General features: G+C 65.5%; 24 protein-coding genes and 1 tRNA gene. 15 read left to right on the top strand and 10 right to left on the bottom strand.

The genetic code is table 11. The features are described from left to right. Positions 1 to 8: 8 nt before the first annotated feature. The 3 genes from ACFPN5_RS09800 to ACFPN5_RS09810 are packed head-to-tail and all read right to left on the bottom strand — an operon-like array spanning position 9 to position 3,191. The gene (locus ACFPN5_RS09800) at positions 9 to 1,844 is read right to left on the bottom strand and encodes a chorismate-binding protein (protein ID WP_379782609.1); all 1,836 of its coding nucleotides are present in this window, start codon (positions 1,842 to 1,844) and stop codon (positions 9 to 11) included. A gap of 9 nt (positions 1,845 to 1,853) precedes the next feature. Next, the gene (slmA, locus tag ACFPN5_RS09805) at positions 1,854 to 2,432 is read right to left on the bottom strand and encodes a nucleoid occlusion factor SlmA (protein WP_379782612.1); all 579 of its coding nucleotides are present in this window, start codon (positions 2,430 to 2,432) and stop codon (positions 1,854 to 1,856) included. Between the two features lie 27 nt (positions 2,433 to 2,459). After that, positions 2,460 to 3,191, bottom strand: coding sequence for a pyrimidine 5'-nucleotidase (locus tag ACFPN5_RS09810; protein WP_379782615.1), 732 nt, complete (start codon positions 3,189 to 3,191; stop codon positions 2,460 to 2,462). Positions 3,192 to 3,215: 24 nt separating this feature from the next. On the opposite strand from ACFPN5_RS09810, the gene ACFPN5_RS09815 reads away from it, so the two are divergent. Continuing rightward, positions 3,216 to 4,112: a TraB/GumN family protein gene (locus tag ACFPN5_RS09815; protein ID WP_379782617.1), complete on the top strand. Its 897-nt coding sequence runs from the start codon at positions 3,216 to 3,218 to the stop codon at positions 4,110 to 4,112. Between the two features lie 18 nt (positions 4,113 to 4,130). On the opposite strand, the gene ACFPN5_RS09820 is transcribed toward ACFPN5_RS09815, so the two are convergent. Then, positions 4,131 to 4,205: transfer RNA gene (locus ACFPN5_RS09820), tRNA-Thr, on the bottom strand. Between the two features lie 37 nt (positions 4,206 to 4,242). Then, positions 4,243 to 5,172: an acetylglutamate kinase gene (gene argB, locus ACFPN5_RS09825; protein ID WP_379782618.1), complete on the bottom strand. Its 930-nt coding sequence runs from the start codon at positions 5,170 to 5,172 to the stop codon at positions 4,243 to 4,245. Positions 5,173 to 5,342: 170 nt separating this feature from the next. Between argB and ACFPN5_RS09830 the strand changes: the two genes are divergently transcribed. Continuing rightward, positions 5,343 to 5,540, top strand: a complete 198-nt coding sequence (locus tag ACFPN5_RS09830; RefSeq protein WP_379782620.1) for a cysteine-rich CWC family protein — start codon at positions 5,343 to 5,345, stop codon at positions 5,538 to 5,540. Between the two features lie 10 nt (positions 5,541 to 5,550). Here ACFPN5_RS09830 and ACFPN5_RS09835 read toward each other — a convergent pair whose 3' ends face one another. Together ACFPN5_RS09835 and ACFPN5_RS09840 are read right to left on the bottom strand one after the other, a co-directional pair. Beyond that, positions 5,551 to 6,681 (bottom strand): extracellular catalytic domain type 1 short-chain-length polyhydroxyalkanoate depolymerase, encoded by a 1,131-nt coding sequence (locus ACFPN5_RS09835; RefSeq protein WP_417568508.1) that lies wholly within the window; start codon positions 6,679 to 6,681, stop codon positions 5,551 to 5,553. Positions 6,682 to 6,708: 27 nt separating this feature from the next. Then, positions 6,709 to 7,122, bottom strand: coding sequence for a CopG family transcriptional regulator (locus ACFPN5_RS09840; protein ID WP_379782624.1), 414 nt, complete (start codon positions 7,120 to 7,122; stop codon positions 6,709 to 6,711). 140 nt (positions 7,123 to 7,262) lie between these two features. Between ACFPN5_RS09840 and ACFPN5_RS09845 the strand changes: the two genes are divergently transcribed. From ACFPN5_RS09845 to ACFPN5_RS09860, 4 genes are all read left to right on the top strand, one after another. Further along, positions 7,263 to 7,691, top strand: a complete 429-nt coding sequence (locus ACFPN5_RS09845) for a thioesterase family protein (protein ID WP_379782626.1) — start codon at positions 7,263 to 7,265, stop codon at positions 7,689 to 7,691. Then, positions 7,688 to 7,888: a DUF1289 domain-containing protein gene (locus ACFPN5_RS09850; RefSeq protein ID WP_379782628.1), complete on the top strand. Its 201-nt coding sequence runs from the start codon at positions 7,688 to 7,690 to the stop codon at positions 7,886 to 7,888. Before ACFPN5_RS09845 ends, ACFPN5_RS09850 begins: the two co-directional genes overlap by 4 nt. A gap of 4 nt (positions 7,889 to 7,892) precedes the next feature. Next, positions 7,893 to 8,813 carry an MBL fold metallo-hydrolase gene (locus tag ACFPN5_RS09855; protein WP_379782630.1) on the top strand — a complete coding sequence of 307 codons (921 nt, stop codon included), beginning with the start codon at positions 7,893 to 7,895 and terminating at the stop codon, positions 8,811 to 8,813. Between the two features lie 86 nt (positions 8,814 to 8,899). Then, positions 8,900 to 9,856, top strand: coding sequence for an NAD(P)H-dependent flavin oxidoreductase (locus ACFPN5_RS09860; protein WP_379782632.1), 957 nt, complete (start codon positions 8,900 to 8,902; stop codon positions 9,854 to 9,856). Positions 9,857 to 9,880: 24 nt separating this feature from the next. On the opposite strand, the gene ACFPN5_RS09865 is transcribed toward ACFPN5_RS09860, so the two are convergent. Continuing rightward, a complete protein-coding gene (locus tag ACFPN5_RS09865; protein ID WP_379782634.1) occupies positions 9,881 to 10,504 on the bottom strand; it encodes a hypoxanthine-guanine phosphoribosyltransferase in 624 nt (207 codons plus the stop codon). Positions 10,505 to 10,736: 232 nt separating this feature from the next. Here ACFPN5_RS09865 and ACFPN5_RS09870 point away from each other — a divergent pair, with 232 nt between their 5' ends. The 9 genes from ACFPN5_RS09870 to ACFPN5_RS09910 all read left to right on the top strand — a co-directional run bounded on the left by ACFPN5_RS09870 (position 10,737) and on the right by ACFPN5_RS09910 (position 17,513). Beyond that, positions 10,737 to 12,578 (top strand): aminopeptidase P family protein, encoded by a 1,842-nt coding sequence (locus ACFPN5_RS09870; RefSeq protein ID WP_379782636.1) that lies wholly within the window; start codon positions 10,737 to 10,739, stop codon positions 12,576 to 12,578. 1 nt (position 12,579) lies between these two features. Beyond that, complete coding sequence (locus ACFPN5_RS09875; protein WP_379782638.1) at positions 12,580 to 12,840, top strand: hypothetical protein; 261 nt, start codon at positions 12,580 to 12,582, stop codon at positions 12,838 to 12,840. Between the two features lie 30 nt (positions 12,841 to 12,870). Beyond that, positions 12,871 to 13,614: an MgtC/SapB family protein gene (locus ACFPN5_RS09880; RefSeq protein WP_379782641.1), complete on the top strand. Its 744-nt coding sequence runs from the start codon at positions 12,871 to 12,873 to the stop codon at positions 13,612 to 13,614. A gap of 21 nt (positions 13,615 to 13,635) precedes the next feature. Continuing rightward, positions 13,636 to 14,214: a DUF924 family protein gene (locus tag ACFPN5_RS09885; protein WP_379782643.1), complete on the top strand. Its 579-nt coding sequence runs from the start codon at positions 13,636 to 13,638 to the stop codon at positions 14,212 to 14,214. Beyond that, positions 14,214 to 15,047: a Rossmann-like and DUF2520 domain-containing protein gene (locus tag ACFPN5_RS09890; RefSeq protein ID WP_379782645.1), complete on the top strand. Its 834-nt coding sequence runs from the start codon at positions 14,214 to 14,216 to the stop codon at positions 15,045 to 15,047. Before ACFPN5_RS09885 ends, ACFPN5_RS09890 begins: the two co-directional genes overlap by 1 nt. Positions 15,048 to 15,070: 23 nt before the next feature. Beyond that, complete coding sequence (locus tag ACFPN5_RS09895; protein WP_379782647.1) at positions 15,071 to 15,448, top strand: MAPEG family protein; 378 nt, start codon at positions 15,071 to 15,073, stop codon at positions 15,446 to 15,448. A 136-nt stretch (positions 15,449 to 15,584) separates the two neighbouring features. Then, the gene (locus tag ACFPN5_RS09900; protein WP_379782649.1) at positions 15,585 to 15,947 is read left to right on the top strand and encodes a hypothetical protein; all 363 of its coding nucleotides are present in this window, start codon (positions 15,585 to 15,587) and stop codon (positions 15,945 to 15,947) included. Positions 15,948 to 16,155: 208 nt separating this feature from the next. Continuing rightward, on the top strand, positions 16,156 to 16,755 hold the full coding sequence (locus ACFPN5_RS09905) for an alpha-ketoglutarate-dependent dioxygenase AlkB family protein (RefSeq protein WP_379783109.1): 600 nt from the start codon (positions 16,156 to 16,158) through the stop codon (positions 16,753 to 16,755). Positions 16,756 to 16,937: 182 nt separating this feature from the next. Then, positions 16,938 to 17,513, top strand: coding sequence for a porin family protein (locus ACFPN5_RS09910; protein WP_379782651.1), 576 nt, complete (start codon positions 16,938 to 16,940; stop codon positions 17,511 to 17,513). A 73-nt stretch (positions 17,514 to 17,586) separates the two neighbouring features. Here the strand turns inward: ACFPN5_RS09910 and ACFPN5_RS09915 are convergent, their stop codons facing one another. Then, positions 17,587 to 18,168: an REP-associated tyrosine transposase gene (locus ACFPN5_RS09915; RefSeq protein WP_417568505.1), complete on the bottom strand. Its 582-nt coding sequence runs from the start codon at positions 18,166 to 18,168 to the stop codon at positions 17,587 to 17,589. A gap of 174 nt (positions 18,169 to 18,342) precedes the next feature. Beyond that, a complete protein-coding gene (locus tag ACFPN5_RS09920) occupies positions 18,343 to 19,971 on the bottom strand; it encodes a hypothetical protein (RefSeq protein ID WP_379782656.1) in 1,629 nt (542 codons plus the stop codon). Between the last annotated feature and the right edge of the window lie 81 nt (positions 19,972 to 20,052).

Genomic DNA, 20,052 nt, shown 5'->3' on the forward strand with positions numbered 1-20,052 from the left:
CGTCCACCCTACAGGTAAGCGCGCAGCGGGCCGCGCAGGGCGTTGCACACGACGATGCCCTCGGCCCGTTCCAGCATGGCGCGCGTGATCACGCGTTCCCGAGCGTGCCAGGCGGGTGCGGCCAGCATTACGGAGCGCATCACACCCGGCAGCAACCCGCACGACAGCGGCGGCGTGAACCAGTTGCCGTCGATCCGCACGAACACATTGCTGCGTCCCCCTTCGGTCAGCTCGCCGCGCTCGTTGAAGAACAGGGCGTCGAAGGCGCCTTGCGCTTCGGCTGCGCGCCAGGCGGCGTCGTAGCGGTTGCGGATCGCCGTTTTATGGCGCAGGAAGACGTCGGCGGAATGCGTCGTCTCTTCGGCCAGGACCAGGCGCACCGGCTCGTGCAGCGGCGCTAGCGGGGCCGCCGTGATCGTCAACCCGTCGTTCGCATCCAGCGCCAGGCGCAGCCGGTGCAGGCTGGCGTCCTGCGGCAGGCCGAGGCAGGCGTCGAGCACCAGCGTGCGCGCAGCCGTCGCGTCGAACGGACGCTTGAAGTAAGCGCAGGAAGCGGCGATGCGCGCCAGATGCCCGTCGAGGTGGCGCGGTCCGTCCTGCCAGGAGGCCTTGATGGTCTCGAAGATCTCGAACGCGTTGGGCAAGCTGGTCAAAAAGCGCGCCTTGAGCTGGCATTCGGCGAATTCGGATGTCGGGTCGCTGTCGAAGACGATGCCGGCGCCCACGCCGAGCTCCCCGCGGCGCATTTCCTCATCATCCGGCGCCGGCCCCAGGGCCAGGGTGCGGATCGGTACCGACAGGCAGAAGTCGCCAAACGCGCGCGCGTCCCCGGGCGGGTCGAACCAGCCGATGGCCCCGGTATAGATGCCGCGCGCATCGGGCTCGAGTTCCTCGATGATTTCCATGGTGCGCCGCTTGGGCGCGCCCGTGATCGAGCCGCAGGGGTAGAGCGCGCCGAACACCTCGGCCAGCGAGGCGTCCGGGCGCAGGCTGGCCGTCACCGTGGAGGTCATCTGCAGCACGGCGCCGAAGCGCGTCACCTCGAACAGTTTCGGCACCGCGACGCTGCCGGTCTGCGCGATCCGCCCGAGGTCGTTGCGCAGCAGGTCGACGATCATCAGGTTTTCGGCGCGGTTCTTGGCATCCAGCGCGAGGGCGGCGGCGCGCTTTGCCGTCGTGGTCTCGTCCTCGCCGGCCGGCGCCGTGCCCTTCATCGGGCGCGTCAGCAGGGTGCCGCCCTCGGGGCCTGCCTGGTAGCGCACGAAGAGTTCAGGCGAAAACGAGAGCACGGCGCTGCCGTCGGGCAGGCCGATCAATGCGCCATACGGTACCGGCTGGCGCGCGCGCAGGCGCTGGTACAGCCCGAAGATGGAACCAAAGGCGTCGAAGCGCAGGCGGTAGGTGTAATTCACCTGGTAGGTGTCGCCGGCGGCGATGTAGTCGCGGATGCGCCCGATCGCGTCCACGAAATCCCCTTCGTCGGCATTGGCAGCAACGCCGCCAATGCCGGCCGGGGCGGCGCCGGCAGCGGCGCGCGTGGCCACCCAGGCCGCCGCGCTCTCGGCCGTCATGCGCTCGCAGCGCTCGAACAGCAGCACCCGGGCCAGCGGCCCCGCCAAAGGCTTGCACGGGATGCCGAGCAGGTGCGCGCCAAGTTCATAGGAGAGCAGGGGCACGGCGTACAGGCCGCGCGCCAAGGCCGCCTGCAACCCGGCCAGGACCGCGTTCCAGCCGGCGGCATCGGCACACTCCAGGGTGCCGGCATGGCCCGTGTACAGGCGCGAGCGCGCTTGCGCATGCCCCTCCGCGCTCGCATCGTCGAGCAATGCAAAGACCGTGTTCATCGAGAAGCCTCAGCCTGCCAGCAGCAGCGACAATTGTACGCCCGTCCCCTCGGCGGGGTTCTGGCGGAAGCCGCTCTTGGCGAAGCGGTGCCAGCGCCCGGTGACATAGCTCACCAGGAGGCTGGCGCGCGCCGGCACGTCGTCCTCGGTCCCGTGGCCCTGGGTCACGGCCAGGCGCAGCGCGCCCTTGCAGGCCAGTTCGACCTTGTCATAGAAAAGGTTCATGCGCAGTTGCAGGCGTTCGTCCTCGCCGACCAGGGCGTCGCCGATCAGCACCCGCGTCATGCCCGGATTGCTGGCGGCAAAATTCAGGAGCATGGTGAGAATGGCGTGGGCCTGGGCGACGCCGCGCTCTTCCTTTTCGACGATCTGGTTGATCACGCCGAAGACGCTCGACTCGATGAAGTCGATCAGCCCTTCGTACATTTGCGCCTTGCTGGCGAAGTGGCGGTACAGCGCCGCTTCCGACACGGCCAGGTGCGCCGCCAGCGCGGCGGTAGTGATCTTCTCGCCCTTCGGCTGTTCAAGCATGGCCGCCAGGGCCTGGAGGATTTGCAGTTTGCGCTGGCCTGGCCTGGTACTTGCCATGGGATCTCGAAGGGTTGAGTGAATGAATTAGCGGAGCCGATGCAGTTGCCTCGGCAGCTGCCGCACGGATTTTACTTTGACATCGACATAGTTGGGGCGAATCAATCTTCGCGGACGGGCCATCGCCAGCGTGCTGCGCTCTCCGCGGCGCAGGTACTGGGTGACCCAGACGGTGCCCAGACCGAGCTGCTTGGCGCTTTTCAGGTTGGCCAGCGTGTCCTCGACCAGCACGCAATCGCGCGCGGCCACGCCATGACGGCGCAGCAGGCGTGCCAACATCAGTTTCGACGGCTTCGGACGCAGCTGGCGGTGCACGTGCATCTGCTCGATGGCGATGTGGTGGGCGAAATGACGGTTGATGCCGAGGTGGCGCATGACGTGGCTCGAATAGTCCAGCGGTGCATTCGTCAGCAGGATTTTACGGCCGGGCAGGCGCCGCAGCAGGCGTCCGAGGCCCGCTTCGGAACGCATCATGGCGCGCAGGTCCTTCAGATCATGGGTCTCGCGCAGGAAGTGGGGTGCGTCGACGCCGTGGTGGCGCATCATGCCGAGCAGGGTGGCGCCGTAGCGCTTCCAGTAGCCGAGGCGCGCGGCATCGATGCGCTCCTGAGTGACCTCGTTGACGCCGTCATGCAGCACGCGCGCGATATACGTGTTCATGTTGGCGCTGATCGCCGGAAAAATCGCGTGCGAAGCGTCGTGCAGGGTGTTGTCGAGATCGAACAGCCAGACGGGAGCGGAGGGTTTATGATTTGACACGGTTCAGACACAGAGAAAAAGAGTATGCGACGCCCGATTATAGTAGTGTTCCTCAGCCTGCTCCTGATGGCGTGCCAGGCGCTGGCCGCCGAGCGCGGCGCCCTGTTCAAGGCGACCAGCAAGGGCAACACGCTCTACCTGTACGGCACCATCCACGCCGGCCGGGCCGACTTCTATCCGCTCGAGCCGCGCATCCGTGCCGCGGTGGCGGCCGCGCCGACGCTGGCGCTGGAAATTGACGCCGCGCGCGATCCGGCCGCGGTATTGGCGGCACTCCAGCAGCACGGCATGTTCCCGGCCGGCAGCCCAGGCATGGCCGGCTTGCCGGCTGCGCGCCGCCTGCGCATCGAGGCCGGCCTGAAGGGGCAGGGCGTCGACCCGGCCGCCGTGGCGCAGATGAAACCCTGGATGGTGGCGACGATGCTCGCGTTGCTCGACATGGGCAAACTGGGCTACAACCCGGCCCTGGGCGTGGATGCCCATCTGGCGCAACTGGCGCATGACAACAAGACGGGCAAGACCCGGGTCACCGAGCTCGAATCGGTGCAGTACCAGGCGGCGCTGATGAACCGCGTGCCAGACGAGGACCAGTGGCGCCTGCTGGAGGAAACGCTGGACAACATGGCATCGGGGCGCCAGCTGCGCGAGGGCCGCGAGCTGCTCGAGGCCTATGAGCGCGCCGACCAGGCCGCGCTGGACCGGATCGCGCGCCGGATCGAGCTCGATGCCACGCTCAGCGGCAGGTTCACGCGCGAGGTGCTGCTGAACAAGCGCAACGGACCGATGGCCGACAAGGCGGCGTCACTGCTGGCGCGCGAGAACAATGCGGTCGTGGCCGTGGGTTTGCTGCATCTGCTGGGAAAAAACGGACTGCCCGAACTGCTGCGCCGGCGCGGCATCAAGGTGGAGCGGGTGTACTAGGAGGGACTGAGGGGGAGATGGTGCCCTTTACGTGGATTGAACACGTGGCCTCTCCCTTACCAAGGGAGTGCTCTACCACTGAGCTAAAAGGGCGGTACTGATATGGCGGCATGGACGCCGCCACAAATGTTTAGTGCGACCGGATCATAGTGCCAAAAGCCTGTTCGGTCAAGACTTCGAGCAACAAAGAGTGCTCGATGCGGCCATCGATGATGTGCACCGTATTGACGCCCGACTTGGCCGCGTCCAGCGCCGACGAGATTTTCGGCAGCATGCCGCCGGAAATCGTGCCGTCTTCGAACATCTCGTCGATCTCGCGCGCCGACAGGTCGGTCACCAGATTGCCGGCCTTGTCCTGCACGCCCGCGATGTTGGTCATCATGATCAGCTTTTCGGCTTTCAGGATTTCCGCGATCTTGCCGGCGACGACGTCGGCATTGATGTTATAGGCCTGGCCGTCCTGGCCGAAGCCGATCGGCGAGATGATCGGGATGAAGGCGTCGTCCTGCAGCGCTTTGACGACGGCCGGATTGATCGCCTCGATCTCGCCGACAAAACCGATGTCGACGAATTCGCCCGGCTTTTCCTTGTCCGGCATGCTCATCTTGCGTGCGCGGATCAGGCCGCCGTCCTTGCCGGTCAGGCCGACTGCCTGGCCGCCGTAGTGGTTGATCAGCATGACGATGTCCTGCTGCACTTCGCCGCCCAGCACCCACTCGACCACTTCCATGGTTTCTTCGTCGGTGATGCGCATGCCCTGGACGAACGTGCCCTGCTTGCCGATCTTTTTCAGGGCGTTGTCGATCTGCGGACCGCCGCCGTGCACCACGACCGGGTTCATGCCCACCAGTTTCAACAGGATGACGTCGCGCGCGAAGCCATGCTTCAGGCGTTCGTCGGTCATGGCATTGCCGCCGTATTTGATGACGATGGTCTTGCCGTGGAAGTTACGAATGTAAGGAAGCGCCTCTGCCAGGATCTGCGCCTTGATTTGCGGCGAGACCTTGGTCAGGTCGTTGTTTTGCTCCTCGGTCTGCAGGCTGGTCAACTGAGCGTTCATGGTGAGTCCGAAATGAAAGTGGCGGAGATTTTACAGGCAACAAGGCCGCCTTTGTGGGCATTATGCAGCGATCTTGTTGTATTTTATGGCCTGACCGGGTCAGGATGGCCGCCGATGAATGCTTCAGCGATATTACACATGACGAAAACTTTCTGTCGCAGGGGTGCGCCATGAGCCAATGTTCCCGTTGCGGAGCGACCTTCGGCTGCGCCATGGCCGATGGTAGCCCGGGTCCGTGCTGGTGCACCGAACTGCCGCCCGCCTTGCCCGTGCCGGGCGTCGACACGAGCTGCTGGTGCCCGGCCTGCCTGCGCGCTCACATCGCGGCAATGGCGAACCTGCCGCCATTGGACGCACCGCAGGTGTAGTGCCTTTGCTTTAACGATGCGTGCTAAAAAAGCGCATCATCTCGCGGCTGGCATCGGGCCCCTTGCCATCCGTATAGGTGCCGCGCGCGCTGCCGCCCGACCAAGCGTGGCCGGCGCCGTGGATGACCCAGTGCTCGCCCTGCACCTTGCCGTCGGCCCGCTTGTGCATGGTGCGGGTAAAGGCGTGGCCGTCCGGCACGCGGCCCGGCTCGACCGCCATGGCGTCGGAAGCGTCACGCGCATGCACCATCAGCTCGTCGCCATTGGTCGGGTGCACGGTGTGGTCCGCGTCGCCGTGGAAGACGATGATCGGAATCGACTGGCCGGGCTTGTTCTGGCGCTGGAGCTGGCCTTTCATGGCCGCCAGCGCGGAAGGCAGGTCGTGCGCGGAGGCATACGGCAGCCCCGAGTGCACGCCGACGGCCGCGTACAGTTCCGGATACAGCGTGCCCATGATGGTGGCCATCGCGCCGCCCGCCGACAGGCCCGCCACATACACCTGGGCCGGATCGATTGAATGCTTGCCCATGATTTCGCGGGTGATGCCGGCGATGATCGACGGCTCGCCCTGGTCGCGCTTCTGGTCGACGTCGCTGAACCAGTTCCAGCAGCGCGAGGCATTCGCCTGGCGCGATTGCGCCGGGTAGACCACGAGGCAATTCATTTCCTCGGCCAGCGCGTTCATCTTGGTGCCGTGGGCGAAGTCGTCCGGGTCCTGGGTGCAGCCGTGCAGCATCACCACCAGCGGCACCTGTTCACCCTTGTAGCTGCTCGGCACATACAATTTATAGCTGCGCGTGCCGGCGCTGTTGGTGTAGCTGCCTTCGCTGAAGGTACCCGGCAGGGCAATGGCGGGCTCGTTGGCGGCAGCGACGCCCCCGACGCCGGCGCCGCCGAACTTGCGGCTCAGTTCAGCCAGCATGTCCGCCACCTCGGGCGGCATGCCTGCGGGCGTTCCGCCATTCGCCTGCGGCATGTTGCGCATCTGCTGCTGGGCAGCCTGGGTCATGGCCGAGGCGCTTTTCAGGGCATCCTGGATGACCTTGTTGGTGTCCACCGGGGGCTGCTTGCCCATCTGCTTGCCCATCAGGCTGCGGGTGGCGGCTCGCATTTGCGAGATCAATTTATTGTTCATATTCAGTTTCATGTGCTTTTCCTTTTAGTGAGCCTAGTGAATGCGCTCTGCCAATGCGGCTTTTACGGCGTTGCTGGCATGCAGCGCCCCAAGCACCGAAATCGATTCAATGGTGGCCAGCGCCAGTTCGACGCTGACGTCGTTGGCAATACTGGCCATGCCGAGTACCTGGATCTGGAGCCGGATGCCTGCCTGCTGCGCCGCTTCCAGGTCGGTGCGCGAATAGTGGTGCATGCCGAGCACGAGGCTGCGGCGGGCAACCGTTTGCCGAACCACCTCGGCATGGGTATTCAACTGGTTGCGTATCGCTGTTCGGATCAGGTCGGTACGGTTGCTGTAGAACCCCTCGCTCACGAGAAGGTCGATCTGGCCCAGGTCGATCATTCCCAGGTTGATCGTGATCTTTTCCGAATCCGCCAGCTTTTGCTTCGGCTCGTTCGTCGTCATAATTTCACCCCGCATCCTTACACCATCCTTTCAAACCATCCTCTTACCATCCACATGGATGGTGAATACATGTCGCCAGTGTACCCTCCTGAGCCTTGAGGTCAAGCGCGATCCGTTTGAATCGGGTAATCTATTTCTCCATGAGTCCAGAATTACAACCCGGCCTGCGCTTTGCGTGGCAATACACCGTCCCGCCGCGCGCCACCGTGCCGCAGCTGTACCACGACACCCCGTTTTGCCTCGACATGCCCGAGGTGCTGGCCACCGGCTACCTGGTCGGCATGATGGAACTGGCCTGCGTGCACGGCATGATGCCCTTCCTCGACTGGCCGCGCGAACAAAGCCTCGGCACCATGGTCAGCTTCCAGCACCTTGCGCCGACACCGCCCGGCATGACCCTGCGCATCGAGGGCGAAGTCATCGAGGTCGACGGTAAGCGCGTGCGCTTCAGGGTGCAGGCCTGGGACGACGTCGAGCGCATCTGCGAAGGCACGCACGAGCGTTGCGTCATCGATCCGGTGCGTTTCAATGAACGGGTAGCGCGCAAAAACGGTGGGGTGGCGGCATGAACCTCCCTCCCGAACTCCAGACGCCGGTACCATCGCCCTGCATCAGCCTGTGCGAAATGGACAAGGCAACCGGCCTATGCCGCGGCTGCCTGCGCACGATCGACGAGATCGTGGCCTGGGGTGGCGCCGGCGACGACTACAAGCGCGCGGTCTGGACCGAGATCCGGCGCCGCGAGTCGGAACTCGACTTCGGTTAAAAAAATGACATTCCAGCTGCCCGCCACGATGCAGGTCTTCGAGCGCGGCTGGCTGTCGTCGAACAATGTCCTGTTCATGGGCCGCGATGTGCAAGCTGATACGGCGCTGGTCGACAGCGGCTACCTGACCCACGCGCCGCAGACGCTGGCGCTGGTGCGCCACGCCCTGGGCGAACGCCCGCTCGCGCGCCTGCTCAACACCCACCTGCACTCGGACCATTGCGGCGGCAATGCGCTATTACAAGGCACGTATGGCTGCCATACGGCGATTCCCGCGGCGGAAGCGTCCAAGGTCGCCGCCTGGGACGAGGATGCGCTCAGCTACCGCGCGACCGGGCAGCAATGCGCCCGTTTCGGTTTCGACGCGCTGCTGGCGCTGGGCGACCGTGTATCGCTGGGCGACCTGTCCTGGGAAGTGCTGGCCGCCCCCGGCCACGATCCGCACGCGCTGCTGCTGTTCTGCGCCAGTCACGGCATCCTGATTTCCGGCGACGCGCTGTGGGAGAACGGGTTCGGGGTGATCTTTCCCGAGCTGGCCGGGGAGCCGGGTTTTGTTGAAGCGCGCGCAACGCTCGACCTGATCGCCACGCTGGACGCACAGGTCGTGATTCCGGGGCATGGGCGGATGTTCGGGGAGGTGGATGCGGCCCTGGCGCGCGCTTACTCGCGGCTTGATTACCTGGCGGGGGACCCAAGGCGCAATGCGGAAAATGCGGTGAAGGTGATGGTGAAGTTTTTGCTGCTCGAGCGGCAGCGGATTGCGCTGCTTGATTTGCCGGGCATATTGGCGTCGATCCCGGTGGTGGCCAGTGCGATGCGGCTGATGGATATGGCCACTTACACCTCCGTCTCCAACTGGGCTACCGCCTCCCTGATCCGCGCCAAGGCCGCCCGCATCGACGGCGAATGGCTGCTGGACGCCTGAATTAGAGCGCCCGGTCTAGCACGATCGTGCTTTTTTCACCCTATAATCAGGCAGCCGATCCGATCAACCACCGCCGAAAGCCGCCCATGCCGCTGCCAACCGTCCTGCAAAACCTGTCCTTACCCGTCATCGCCTCGCCGATGTTCATCGCCAGCGGTCCGGCGCTCGTCGCGGCGCAGTGCAAGGCCGGCATCGTCGGCTCCTTCCCGGCCCTGAACGCCCGCCCGGCCGAGCTGCTCGACACCTGGCTGACCGACCTGCAGCGCGAACTGGCCGACTACGCTGCCGCGAACCCGGGCGTAAAAATCGGCCCGATCGCGGTGAACCAGATCGTGCACGCCTCGAACACGCGCCTGGAGCACGACGTCGAGGTCTGCGTCAAACACCAGGTGCCGATCATCATCTCGTCGCTGCGCGCCCCGCCCCAGGAAATGCTCGACGCCGTGCACAGTTATGGCGGCATCGTCCTGCACGACGTGGTCTCGATCCGCCACGCGCAAAAGGCGCTGGAGGCGGGCGTGGATGGCCTGATCCTCGTGGCGGCCGGCGCCGGCGGCCATGCGGGCGCGCTGTCGCCGTTCGCCCTGGTGGGGGAGGTGCGCAAGTTCTTCGACGGTCCGCTGGCGCTGTCCGGGGCGATCGCCACCGGCGACGCCATCCTCGCCGCGCAGGCGATGGGCGCCGACTTCGCCTACATCGGCTCGCGCTGGCTGGCGACCCAGGAATCGAACGTCAGCGCGTCCTATCGCGAGGCGATCGTCGAATCCAGCGCGGCCGACATCGTGTACACGAACCTGTTTACTGGCGTGCACGGCAACTACCTGAAAAAATCGATCGTCAATGCCGGGCTGGACCCGGAAGCGCTGCCGGAATCGGACAAGAGCAAGATGAGCTTTGGCGACGGCACGGCGAAGGCCTGGCGCGACATCTGGGGCGCCGGCCAGGGCGTGGGCCTGATGGATGACGTGCCGACCGTCGCCGAGATGGTCGAGCGCCTGACAAGCGAATACGACGCGGCACGCCGGCGCTTGGCGCTGCGTTAATCCTTCCCGCGTCGAGCTCCCGCTTTAGGAGGCTTTTTCGTCCGGAATCGGATAGTCCGGCGCCGGGTCGGCCGTGTTCAAATCTTCCTGGCGGATCGCGTACAGGGCCGGCAGGTTACGCCAGTAGCCGTAGACATCCATGCCGAAGCCGACCACGAAGGCATTCGGCAGCGTGACGCCGACGATGTCGGCGCGGATCGGTTTATTGCGTTTCAGGTCCTTGTCCGCGAACACGGCGACGATCACCTCGGCAGCGCCCATGTCGAGCAGGCGCTGCTTGACGTGGGCGAGGGTCTCGCCTTCGTCGAGGATGTCGTCGACCACGACGATGGTGCGTCCCGCCACGTTCTGGCGCGGGATCACCTTCCACACGATTTCGCCACCCCGGTCGTCGTCGCCATAGCGGCTGACGTGGATGTAATCGAATTCGAGCGGGAAGCCGAGTTGCGGCAGCAGGGTGCCGGTGAAGACGACAGCGCCACCCATCACGCCCAGTACCAGGGGGAAGGTGGTGTTGCCGGGAGCGCCGAAGCGCTCGTTCAGGACATCGGCCACGTGCCGCACGGCGGCTTGCACTTCTTCGGGGCTGACGATCTGGCGCGCATTCGCAAGCAGCGCACGCGCGCGGGTGTGGTGGAAATCTCGCATGGTCATCGTTCTAAGAATGTCTCCAACTCGATTATGCGGCAACTTTGCAACAAACCTACGCTCGCTTGAATTTCTTGTGGAACACAGCCACGGACTGAGGTGATGAGCGCGGCGATGCGCTCGCGTGGATGAGCTGATCCTGCGCTGTTGATGTTTCTGCGCAAGATTCGCCCGCGCCATTGTCGGTGTTTGCGGCGTATCATACGTGGCTTGAATAACATCGAAGCCAGCCATGTCCACGAATGAATTCACCATCGAGTGCACTGCGGAGCGCGCAGCGCGGCTCGAACAGCTGCGCGCCGCCATGGCGCGCCACGGTATCGACGCGTTTATCCTGCCGTCGAGCGACCCCCACCTGTCCGAATACCTGCCGCGCCGCTGGCAGGGACGCGAATGGATGTCGGGCTTTACCGGCTCGGTCGGCACCTTCATCGCCACCGCCGATTTTGCCGGCGTCTGGACCGACGGGCGCTACTGGACCCAGGCCGAAACCGAACTGGCTGGCTCGAACATCGCGCTGATGAAGATTCCGTCGGGCGCCAGCCTGCTGCACATCGACTGGCTGGCTGCGAACATGCAGCCCGGGCAGACGGTGGCGGTCGACGCCCGTGTGCTGGGCCTGGCCGTGGCGCGCCTGCTGGAAGAGGCGCTGAGTGCACGCGGCGTCCTGCTCCGCACCAACCTCGACCTGCTGGACGACATCTGGACTGACCGCCCGGGCCTGCCGACGGAACCGCTCTACGAACACGAAGCGCCGTACGCGACCCTGGCGCGTGCCGACAAGCTGGCCGCCACCTGCGCCGCGATGGAAGCCCTGGGCGCCGAGCGCCTGTTCCTGTCGACGCTCGACGACATCGCGTATTTGTTCAACCTGCGCGGCGCCGACGTCAGTTTCAATCCGGTGTTCGTGGCGCACGCGCTTGTCGAGCGCGACGGGGCGACGCTGTTCGTGGCCGAAGGTAAAGTGCCGGACGCATTGCGCGCAACACTGCTGGAAGAGGGTGTCAACCTGGCCCCGTATGCCGCGGCGGCTGCAGCGCTGGCCGCGCTGCCGGACGGCAGTTCGCTGCTGCTCGACCCGCGCCGCGTCACGGCCGGCATGCGCGCCGCCGTGCCCGCGGGTGTGCGCGTGGTCGAGGCGATCAACCCGACCACGTTTGCCAAGTCGCGCAAGACGGATGCCGAGGCCGCGCACGTGCGCGCCACGATGGAGCAGGACGGCGCGGCGCTGTGCGAATTTTTCTCCTGGCTGGAGGCCACGCTGGCCGACCCCGACCTGGACCCAGACTGCGCACCCCTGACCGAACTGCTCATCGACCAGCAGATAACGGCGGCGCGTGCGCGCCGGCCGGGCTTTGTCAGCCCGAGCTTCGGCACGATCGCCGGCTTCAATGCCAACGGCGCGATCATGCACTACCGCGCGACACCGGCGGCGCACGCCGTCATCAAGGGCGACGGCCTGCTCCTGATCGATTCGGGCGGCCAGTACCTGGGCGGCACCACCGACATCACGCGCGTGGTCCCGGTCGGGACAATCACGCCGGACCACAAGCGCGATTTCACCCTGGTGCTGAAGGGGATGATGGCGCTCTCCAGTGCCCAGTTCCCGCGCGGCACCCGCTCGCCGCTGCTGGACGCCATCGCGCGCGCCCCGATCTGGGCGGCGGGCGTCGATTACGGCCACGGCACCGGCCATGGCGTCGGCTATTTTATGAACGTGCACGAAGGGCCGCAGGTCATCTCGCCATCCGCCGCGCCCGACCCGCATACGGCGATGGAGCCGGGCATGATCACCTCGATCGAACCGGGCATTTATAAACCGGGGCGCTGGGGCATCCGCATCGAGAACCTGGTGCTGAACGTCCCCTCCACACAGGGTGAATTCGGCGAGTTCCTGCGCTTCGAAACGCTGACCCTGTGCCCGATCGACACCCGCTGCCTCGACCTGGCGCTGCTCTACCCGCATGAGCTGCAGTGGCTCAACAGCTACCACGCGCAAGTGCGCGAGCGCCTGCTGCCGCACGTGTCGGGCGCCGCGCGCGACTGGCTCGTGCTGCGCACGCAGGAGGTGTGACATGGTGTCCGCCCGCTCCACCCGCGCCAGCTCCGCCGTCGATCGCCTGAAACGCCGTACCGGCCAGACCGGCTACTCGATGGCGCGCACCGCCGACGGCCTGTTCTACCTGTCCGAGACGCCCGGTTCGCCCCCCCTGTGCCCGCCGCTGGAACTGGATGACTTCGTCCAGTTCGTCAACAAGCTCGGGCCGCAGGAGGTCAAGCGCGTCAGCAAGTACGACGTCGCGTTCGAAAAACAGCTGGTCCGCAAGAAGCCTTGAGGCTTCCACAAGCCTCCACCGAAAGACGCCATGCCGACGTTTGAAGTGTTTTCCCCGTACTGGTCACCGGCCGAAATCGCAACCAATGGCGTCATCCTGCTGCACCTGGCCGGCTCCCTGTGCCTGGGCCTGCTGGTCGGCTACGAGCGCTCGTACCACGGGCGCGCCGCCGGCATGCGCACCTATGGACTGGTGTGCATGGCCTCGTGCGCGCTGACCATCGTCAGCGGCTATCCTGAAATGTGGTTCGGCGGCCAGACCGGCGCCATCGGCGTGGTCGACCCGACCCGCGTGATGCAGGGCGTGGTAACGGGCATCGGCTTCCTCGGCGCCGGCGTCATCATGCGTGAAGGTTTTAATATCAGCGGCCTGACGACTGCCGCCTCGATCTGGAATTCGTCCGTGATCGGCATCCTGGTCGGCGTCGGCTTTTACCTGGCGGCGATGGGACTGGCCTTTTTCTCGGCCATGATCATGATTTACCTGAACAAGGTCGAGGCGGTACTGCCGTCGCGCCGTGCGGTGGCGGTGATGCTGCGCTTTCGCCGCGACTTCCTGCCGCGCGAGGAAGCGCTGCGCGACGCGGCCCTCGAGCGCGGCTACACGATCGCCGGCAGCTCGCTGACGATCGCCAGCACGGCCGGCGGCCAGGAATGGCGTTTCGTGGCGCTGGCGCTGTCGCGCCATAACCGCGCCACGCTTACCGAACTGGCAGCCGAACTGTCCTCCTTCGAGGGGGTCGAAGGTTTCCAGCTCTCGCATGCAAGAAATTAAAAACAAAACGGAAATAGCACCATGACGGCTCAAGACGTACTCGATTTCTGGTTCCTGCCGCGCGCGCACGCCGGCTACGGCAAGGCGCGCCCCGAGTGGTTCCGCAAGGATGCCGCCTTCGACGCCGAGATCGCGGCGCGCTTCGGCGCGCTCATTGCCCAGGCGCTGGCCGGCGGCCTGCGCGAATGGGACCTGCAAGGCCCCGAAGGCACGCTCGCGCGCATCCTCGTGCTCGACCAGTTCACCCGCAACGCGTACCGCGGCAAGCCCGAAGCCTTTGCCGGCGACCTGCTGGCCCTGAGTGCCGCCCAAGCCGTGGTCGACAGCGGCGCCGACCGCCAGCTCGAACCCCAGCAGCGCGCCTTTGCCTACATGCCCTTCGAGCATGCCGAGGACGCGCGCATGCAGGAACGCGCGGTCGAGCTGTTCGGGCGCCTGGCGCTGGAACACGAGGGTTTTACGGAAACGCTCGACTATGCGCACCGCCACCGCGGCGTGATCGCGCGCTTTGGCCGCTTCCCGCACCGTAACCCGATCCTCGGGCGCGCTTCCACCGCCGACGAGCTGCACTACCTGGGCCAGCCGGGCACCGGGTTCTGATGGCGGCGACGCTCAACATCGTCGGCGCCGGCCATGTCGGCCGCGTGCTGGGCCGGCTGTTTGCCGCCCAGGGCGTGTTCGAAGTGCAGGACGTGCTGACCCGTTCCGCGGCCAGCGCCCACGACGCGGTGCATTTTATCGGCGCCGGCCGCGCCGCGGGCACGCTGGGCGAGCTGCGCCCGGCTGCAGTGTGGATGCTGGCGGTCAGCGACGACCAGATCGCCCCCGTGTGCGCGGCGCTGGCAGGAGCCGGGCTGTTGAAAGGCGCCATCGTGTTCCATTGCAGCGGCGCCAAGTCGTCGGGCGAGCTGCATCCGGCAAGCGAGGCCGGTGCCCAGGTCGCCAGCGTGCACCCGGTGCGCAGTTTCGCCGATCCCGCCCTGGTGGCTGCTGCCTTCGACGGCACCTGGTGCGGAATGGAAGGGGACCCAGCCGCGCTGGCCCTGCTGGCGCCGGCTTTCGAGAACATCGGCGCGTGCCTGGTTCCCATCGACGCCGCCGCCAAGACCGTCTACCACGCGGCATCGGTGTTCGCGTCGAATTACCTGGTGACGGTGCTCGACGCGGCGCTGCGCGCCTATGCGGCGGCCGGCGTACCGGAAGCGGTGGCGCGCGAGCTGGCGCATCCGCTGGCCAGCGAAACCCTGGCCAACGTGTTCCGGCTCGGGCCTGCCGGCGCCCTCAGCGGCCCGGTCGCGCGCGGCGATTTCGCCACCGTGGCGCGCCAGCACGAGGCGCTGAAAGCGTGGGACCTGCCCACCGCCGAGCTGTACGACGCCCTGGTCGACGCCACCACCGCGCTCGCGGCCCGCAAGCGGCGCGGCGAAGCCTGATCCTTCTTCATCAAGGAGTACCGATGCACCTCACTGCCTGGGCCACGCTGGCCGTCCTCGGCGTTTATGTCTGGACCGGCGTCATGGCCGGCTGGGCACGCGTCAAATACAAGGTGCCGGCCCCCCTGATGGACGGCCCGGCCGCCTTCCAGAGCGCGCAGCGGGTGCAGGCCAATACCCTGGAGCAGCTGCCGATCGTCCTGGGCCCGCTGTGGCTGTGCGCCTGGTACCTGGGCGACGCCTGGGCGGCAGGGGGCGGCCTGCTCTGGTGCGGCGCGCGCATCCTGTACGCGCTCGGCTATTACCGCGATCCGGCGCGGCGCGAAGCCGGCTTCGTGCTTGGCATGGTGGCAAGCGGCGCCTTGGTGGCCGGCACCGTCGTTGGGCTATTGACACACTAAGTGATGCACTAGAGCAAAATATATTGATCTAGGAATCGACAAATTTTCCGAACGGCAATAAGCTCTCCCGTGGAATCCGTGAGGTCCGGTGACTGGTGCGCGTCGCGCCCGGCCGGTTCGCTGCGTAGGAGGCAACATGCTGTTTTTGAAGAGTACCGCGACCACCAGGGCGCCCGGCATTTATGAAGTGGATGTGGCCGCCAAGCCGCCAGGCAAAACCTTTGGTGTCTACCTGGCGACGGATCCGGATAACGCGCCCCAGGCGGTCCTCGGGGCGCTCGCCGAGCTCGGCTTCAAGGGCACTTACCAGAAGAACTACACCCACCGCGACGGCGGCCGCGTGCTCGACCTGCATTTCGAGAAAGACGGCACCGACCTGTTCAAAGGCTGGAAGCCGGAAGAGTGCAGCGCTAACCTGGCCTCGATCGACAGCCTGTTCGGCAGCCTGGGCATCAGCGTCACGCCGCGCGTGATGACCATGGCCGAAGCCTACGCCTGAGAGCGCCTTACACAACAAATCGACGTGCGCTGCGCGCACGCCCCCATGGCGGCGTTGCGTCGTCTCGCCGTACTAGCGTACTGTCTTCGACGAGGCGCCTCGCCCTTGGGCCTTGCCCTGAGGGTCGTGTCAGGCGCTCTCATCCGCGTTCCAACCAACAGCGTCCTGATTCATGCAAGAATTGCCGTTTGCTACTCTTGCGTGATGCATTGTGGACCTGTTCAACTCCCTCGGCACCCCCGTGCCAATTCCTATCGAAGACGGTGAACTGGCGTGGCTTGCCCAGCTGCCGCTGGCGTATCCCAACGATGCCGTGTTCGCGCGCCTGCTGGCCGAGACGCCCTGGCGTGCCGAAACGGTTGTCGTGTTCGGCAAGCGCCACCCGCAGCCGCGCCTGACCGCCTGGTACGGCGACGCCAGCTATACCTATTCCGGCCTGCGCCTCGAGCCGCTGCCGTGGACGCCCTTGCTGCTGGAACTGCGCACTGCCGTCGAGGCGGCCAGCAAGGGGCGCTTCAACAGCGTACTGCTCAACCTGTACCGTAACGAGCGCGACAGCATGGGCATGCACAGCGACGACGAGCCGGAACTCGGTCCCGGGCCGGTCATCGCCTCGCTCAGTTTCGGCGCCACCCGCACCCTGATGCTGCGGCATAAACGCAACAAAGATACCCTCCGCGTCCCGTTGACCGATGGCGGCCTGTTGCTGATGGCTGGCGCCACCCAGGAAAACTGGCTCCACGGCATCAATAAATCAACCCGCCCCCTTGGTACACGCATCAACCTGACCTTCAGGTATGTCGTTTAACGCGAGCGTATATGCATGCATTTGCGGCTAAAAATAACTGAACTATAAGTCAGTAATGTTACATTCGATTACACTTCTTACGGAATACGGACGGACGTAATCTTTTTGCAGTGTTATCTTGGACACATCGCGATTCACTAGGCATCGCGAGCCAGTCCAACAACGTCATAAAGGATTCTCGTATGAAAAAGCTCATCTTTGCACTGATCGCAGGTACCGCCGCCATGGCAGCAGCCCAGGCCCAGAACATGACGCCACAGCGCGCGTACATCGGCGCCGGTGTTGCCACCGTCGAGAGCGACTATCGCATCTCGGGCGCCAACAACGTCTCCAGCAGCGGCTGGAAAGGATCGGGCAAACTGTTCGGTGGTGTGGAACTCGACCAGACCTTTGGCGTTGAAGCCGGCTATACCGACTTCCGCAAATCGCGCGCCAACTACACCGCCAATGGCGTACCCGGCGTTGCCGTAGCCGACGGCTACGGTGCTTACCTCGCCGGCAAGGCCACCATGCCGCTCAATGAGCAGACCGGCATCTACGGCAAGCTGGGCGTGGCCCACACCAAGCGCGAAATGACCGCGAATACGCCAGGCATCGCCCGCAAAGTCAGCGATAACGCCGTGTATGCAGGCGTCGGCGTGCAGCACGCGCTGAACCAGCAAGTCTCGCTGATCGCCGAGTACGAGCGCTACGGCAAGAAGACCAACTTCGGCGCCAAGCCGGACGTCCTGACCATCGGCGCGAAGTACAACTTCTAAGCGATCAAGTCAGTAGAAACAAAAAAGGGCCTGCGGGCCCTTTTTTCTTTTGGTGACGATCGATCCGGGTGGGTCATGACAACGGCGGCGCCGCTCCTATCCCCCCTGGCCGCCCCAGCGCCCAGGGCGGCGGCACCGGCACCGTTTCCGTCTCGCGCGCCATAAACCCCGACGCAATGAAGCGGTGCACCGATGACCATGGCCAGTCGCAGGCGGACGGGCACAGTCCGTGACGCACGGGGTTGGTATGCATGTAGTCGATCAGGGCGGCATAGTCGGCGTCGCCAGAGACCCGGAACTCCTGGTAATGACGTTCCCAGATGGCGCCGTCCAGCCCGGCGCCCGCGAGCGACTTGCGCAAGGCTTTCGAAAACGCAATCTTCACCGCGCGCCAGCGGCTCGAGCAGTCGTGGTCGCCCGGCGGCAGTGTCCACATCGCGTGGGCGTGGTCGGGCAGCACCACCCAGCCGTCGACATGGAAGGGCTTGCGCACGCGCGCCTGGCGGATCGCCTCGCCAAACGCGGAAATATGGTCGGTCAACAGGGTACTGCCACGGTCCAACAGCCGAACCGTGAAGAAAAAGGTTCCACCAGGAACCCGGTTGTCGCGGTAGTGAGTCATGGGCAAAGTGTGCCAATCGAGGATGATCGCCATGCCGATTGGCGCAAATGGGAGGCAGGAACTATTAGCCTCATCAGCGATTGATTCTACACACGACTTTTGCGCGACCGCGTTCCATTTCCGCGTGTAAACCATATGCCTTCGCTAGTCTGTAGCCGCACCCTGGGCGCGGGCTACCCGGCCGGACGCGGCAGTACTGCGCCGCGCCTAAGGTTGCAGCCGCTGCATGATCTTTTGCATATCAGCCGCGTAGAAATAAGGCAGGGGCTGGTAAGGCGTCCGGCACGGCACAGCCAGGGCGCTGCCGTCTTTCATGCCAAGCGTCACCGCGCCCCGCGCACGGCAGGCGGCGACCATGGCCGGCAAGGTAGCCGCGTCGCCGAACAGGGGGACGCCTTCGACGCGCTCGACGACGACATCGAGGCGGATGGTGCGGCACGCCGGCAGCGTATCGACGAGCACGCTTGTTGCGGTCGGGGTGATGCTGCTGCTGTTACAATCTTCCTCCACCAAGGCGGTGATGGCCTGCAGGGTCTGGGCATCAAGCTGTGACTGGCGGGGCGCCTGCCGTCTTGCCAGTGCGCTGGCATCGAGCATGGCGACCCACTGCGTGCGCATCGCCCCCGGTCCCGACAGCAGGGCCGGCAGCATCGCTGGCCTACAGGCCGCCGCATCTCCACATTCCATGGCCACGGCGAAATCGGGCTGGACACCACGGCCGAGCTGGCGGTAGAACGCCTCGATCCGGGCATACCCGCTGCCGCCGTCCTCGCGTGCGGCGAGCGCATAGACCAGCATCGGCAGGCCGCAGCTGTATTCGAGCCAATTAGCGCCGATCTCGCGCTGCGACAGCACGCGCCAGGGTCGCTCGCCGGTGAGGAGCATGCAGCGGGCGAGCGCTTCGTCGACTTCAAGGCCGGCTTGTTCCGGTGTCAGCCAGCCCTGCTCGAGCGACACGCGCCAGCGCAAGAATTCGCCGATGCCTTCATGGATCAGGCGGGCGTCCGGATAGGGGTCGACCGCGTCGCGCAGCTGGAAGCGATGGCTCATTTCGTGCGCTACCAGCTTGGTCATCAGCCGCGTGTGCTCGGGTTGCGGGGCACGCGGCCAGTTGAACAGGGAAAGCAGGAGGATCTCCCCGGCATTGCCGCCGATGTTGGGTCCGCCCGGTTCGCTGGCGGACGCCGCCGCGATGATGGGACGTTTGAATTCCATCCCGGACAGGCGCTTGCGCAGCAGTGCCGCCGTGTCGTCGGCGACCCTGTGGATCTGGGCCGCGGAGGCGGCGCTGAGTGCCGGGTCAATGTAATCGAGGCTGCCATTGCGTGAGCGGCGCGCCAGGAACAGCAAGGCGGGCGCGTCGCCGTCGGCAGGGGCCTCGCCGTCAAACAATGCACGCGCCGTGGCAATGCTGCCGGCCGCGGCAAAGCGGTAGCGGACCGGGCCGCACTGGGGGCCGACCGCATAGTTCGTCATATGCGCATAGATGGCTTCGCCGACCGGAAACGAACCGGGGTAACCGGTCACCTTGTCGCTGGTGACCGGTACACGAAAGCGCAGCGTAGGGGCTGTGGGCGTTGCCGCGCCGCGCGCAAGTGTATCGGCCGTGGCCGTCGCGCCGTCGAGCGACTGCCAGCGCGAGCGGATCGTCCCGGCGCCTGCACCATTCTTCAGGAAAGCGAGCCGGGTGCACCCGGGCGGCAGCGCATAGCTGATTTCAAGCGCATCAGGTGCGTTGCGCCGCACAAGGATAGCGACGCCCTCGCTCGCGGCAGCGACCGCTGTTGCCTGTGTCAACAGGAGTGCGAGCACGGCAGCAATGGACGGGATGCGCATATTTTCCTCCGAGCAATCGAAGGATGAAACATATCATATTGATAAAGATGTGAGGGGCAAACGACACGCCCGACCACGAAA

The organism is Massilia niabensis (genome assembly GCF_042655085.1).
GTDB classification, from domain to species: Bacteria; Pseudomonadota; Gammaproteobacteria; order Burkholderiales; family Burkholderiaceae_D; genus Telluria; species Telluria niabensis.

What these genes read in the sequence shown, in the direction of transcription:
- ACFPN5_RS09920 (WP_379782656.1), bottom strand. Translation starts at nt 19,971, where the DNA reads ATGCGCATCCCGTCCATTGCTGCCGTGCTCGCACTCCTGTTGACACAG.
- ACFPN5_RS09870 (WP_379782636.1), top strand. Translation starts at nt 10,737, where the DNA reads ATGTCCACGAATGAATTCACCATCGAGTGCACTGCGGAGCGCGCAGCG.
- ACFPN5_RS09830 (WP_379782620.1), top strand. Translation starts at nt 5,343, where the DNA reads ATGAGCCAATGTTCCCGTTGCGGAGCGACCTTCGGCTGCGCCATGGCC.
- ACFPN5_RS09840 (WP_379782624.1), bottom strand. Translation starts at nt 7,122, where the DNA reads ATGACGACGAACGAGCCGAAGCAAAAGCTGGCGGATTCGGAAAAGATC.
- ACFPN5_RS09815 (WP_379782617.1), top strand. Translation starts at nt 3,216, where the DNA reads ATGCGACGCCCGATTATAGTAGTGTTCCTCAGCCTGCTCCTGATGGCG.
- ACFPN5_RS09895 (WP_379782647.1), top strand. Translation starts at nt 15,071, where the DNA reads ATGCACCTCACTGCCTGGGCCACGCTGGCCGTCCTCGGCGTTTATGTC.
- ACFPN5_RS09800 (WP_379782609.1), bottom strand. Translation starts at nt 1,844, where the DNA reads ATGAACACGGTCTTTGCATTGCTCGACGATGCGAGCGCGGAGGGGCAT.
- ACFPN5_RS09875 (WP_379782638.1), top strand. Translation starts at nt 12,580, where the DNA reads ATGGTGTCCGCCCGCTCCACCCGCGCCAGCTCCGCCGTCGATCGCCTG.
- ACFPN5_RS09865 (WP_379782634.1), bottom strand. Translation starts at nt 10,504, where the DNA reads ATGCGAGATTTCCACCACACCCGCGCGCGTGCGCTGCTTGCGAATGCG.
- ACFPN5_RS09850 (WP_379782628.1), top strand. Translation starts at nt 7,688, where the DNA reads ATGAACCTCCCTCCCGAACTCCAGACGCCGGTACCATCGCCCTGCATC.
- ACFPN5_RS09880 (WP_379782641.1), top strand. Translation starts at nt 12,871, where the DNA reads ATGCCGACGTTTGAAGTGTTTTCCCCGTACTGGTCACCGGCCGAAATC.
- ACFPN5_RS09890 (WP_379782645.1), top strand. Translation starts at nt 14,214, where the DNA reads ATGGCGGCGACGCTCAACATCGTCGGCGCCGGCCATGTCGGCCGCGTG.
- ACFPN5_RS09860 (WP_379782632.1), top strand. Translation starts at nt 8,900, where the DNA reads ATGCCGCTGCCAACCGTCCTGCAAAACCTGTCCTTACCCGTCATCGCC.
- ACFPN5_RS09910 (WP_379782651.1), top strand. Translation starts at nt 16,938, where the DNA reads ATGAAAAAGCTCATCTTTGCACTGATCGCAGGTACCGCCGCCATGGCA.
- argB (WP_379782618.1), bottom strand. Translation starts at nt 5,172, where the DNA reads ATGAACGCTCAGTTGACCAGCCTGCAGACCGAGGAGCAAAACAACGAC.
- ACFPN5_RS09885 (WP_379782643.1), top strand. Translation starts at nt 13,636, where the DNA reads ATGACGGCTCAAGACGTACTCGATTTCTGGTTCCTGCCGCGCGCGCAC.
- slmA (WP_379782612.1), bottom strand. Translation starts at nt 2,432, where the DNA reads ATGGCAAGTACCAGGCCAGGCCAGCGCAAACTGCAAATCCTCCAGGCC.
- ACFPN5_RS09915 (WP_417568505.1), bottom strand. Translation starts at nt 18,168, where the DNA reads ATGGCGATCATCCTCGATTGGCACACTTTGCCCATGACTCACTACCGC.
- ACFPN5_RS09855 (WP_379782630.1), top strand. Translation starts at nt 7,893, where the DNA reads ATGACATTCCAGCTGCCCGCCACGATGCAGGTCTTCGAGCGCGGCTGG.
- ACFPN5_RS09845 (WP_379782626.1), top strand. Translation starts at nt 7,263, where the DNA reads ATGAGTCCAGAATTACAACCCGGCCTGCGCTTTGCGTGGCAATACACC.
- ACFPN5_RS09900 (WP_379782649.1), top strand. Translation starts at nt 15,585, where the DNA reads ATGCTGTTTTTGAAGAGTACCGCGACCACCAGGGCGCCCGGCATTTAT.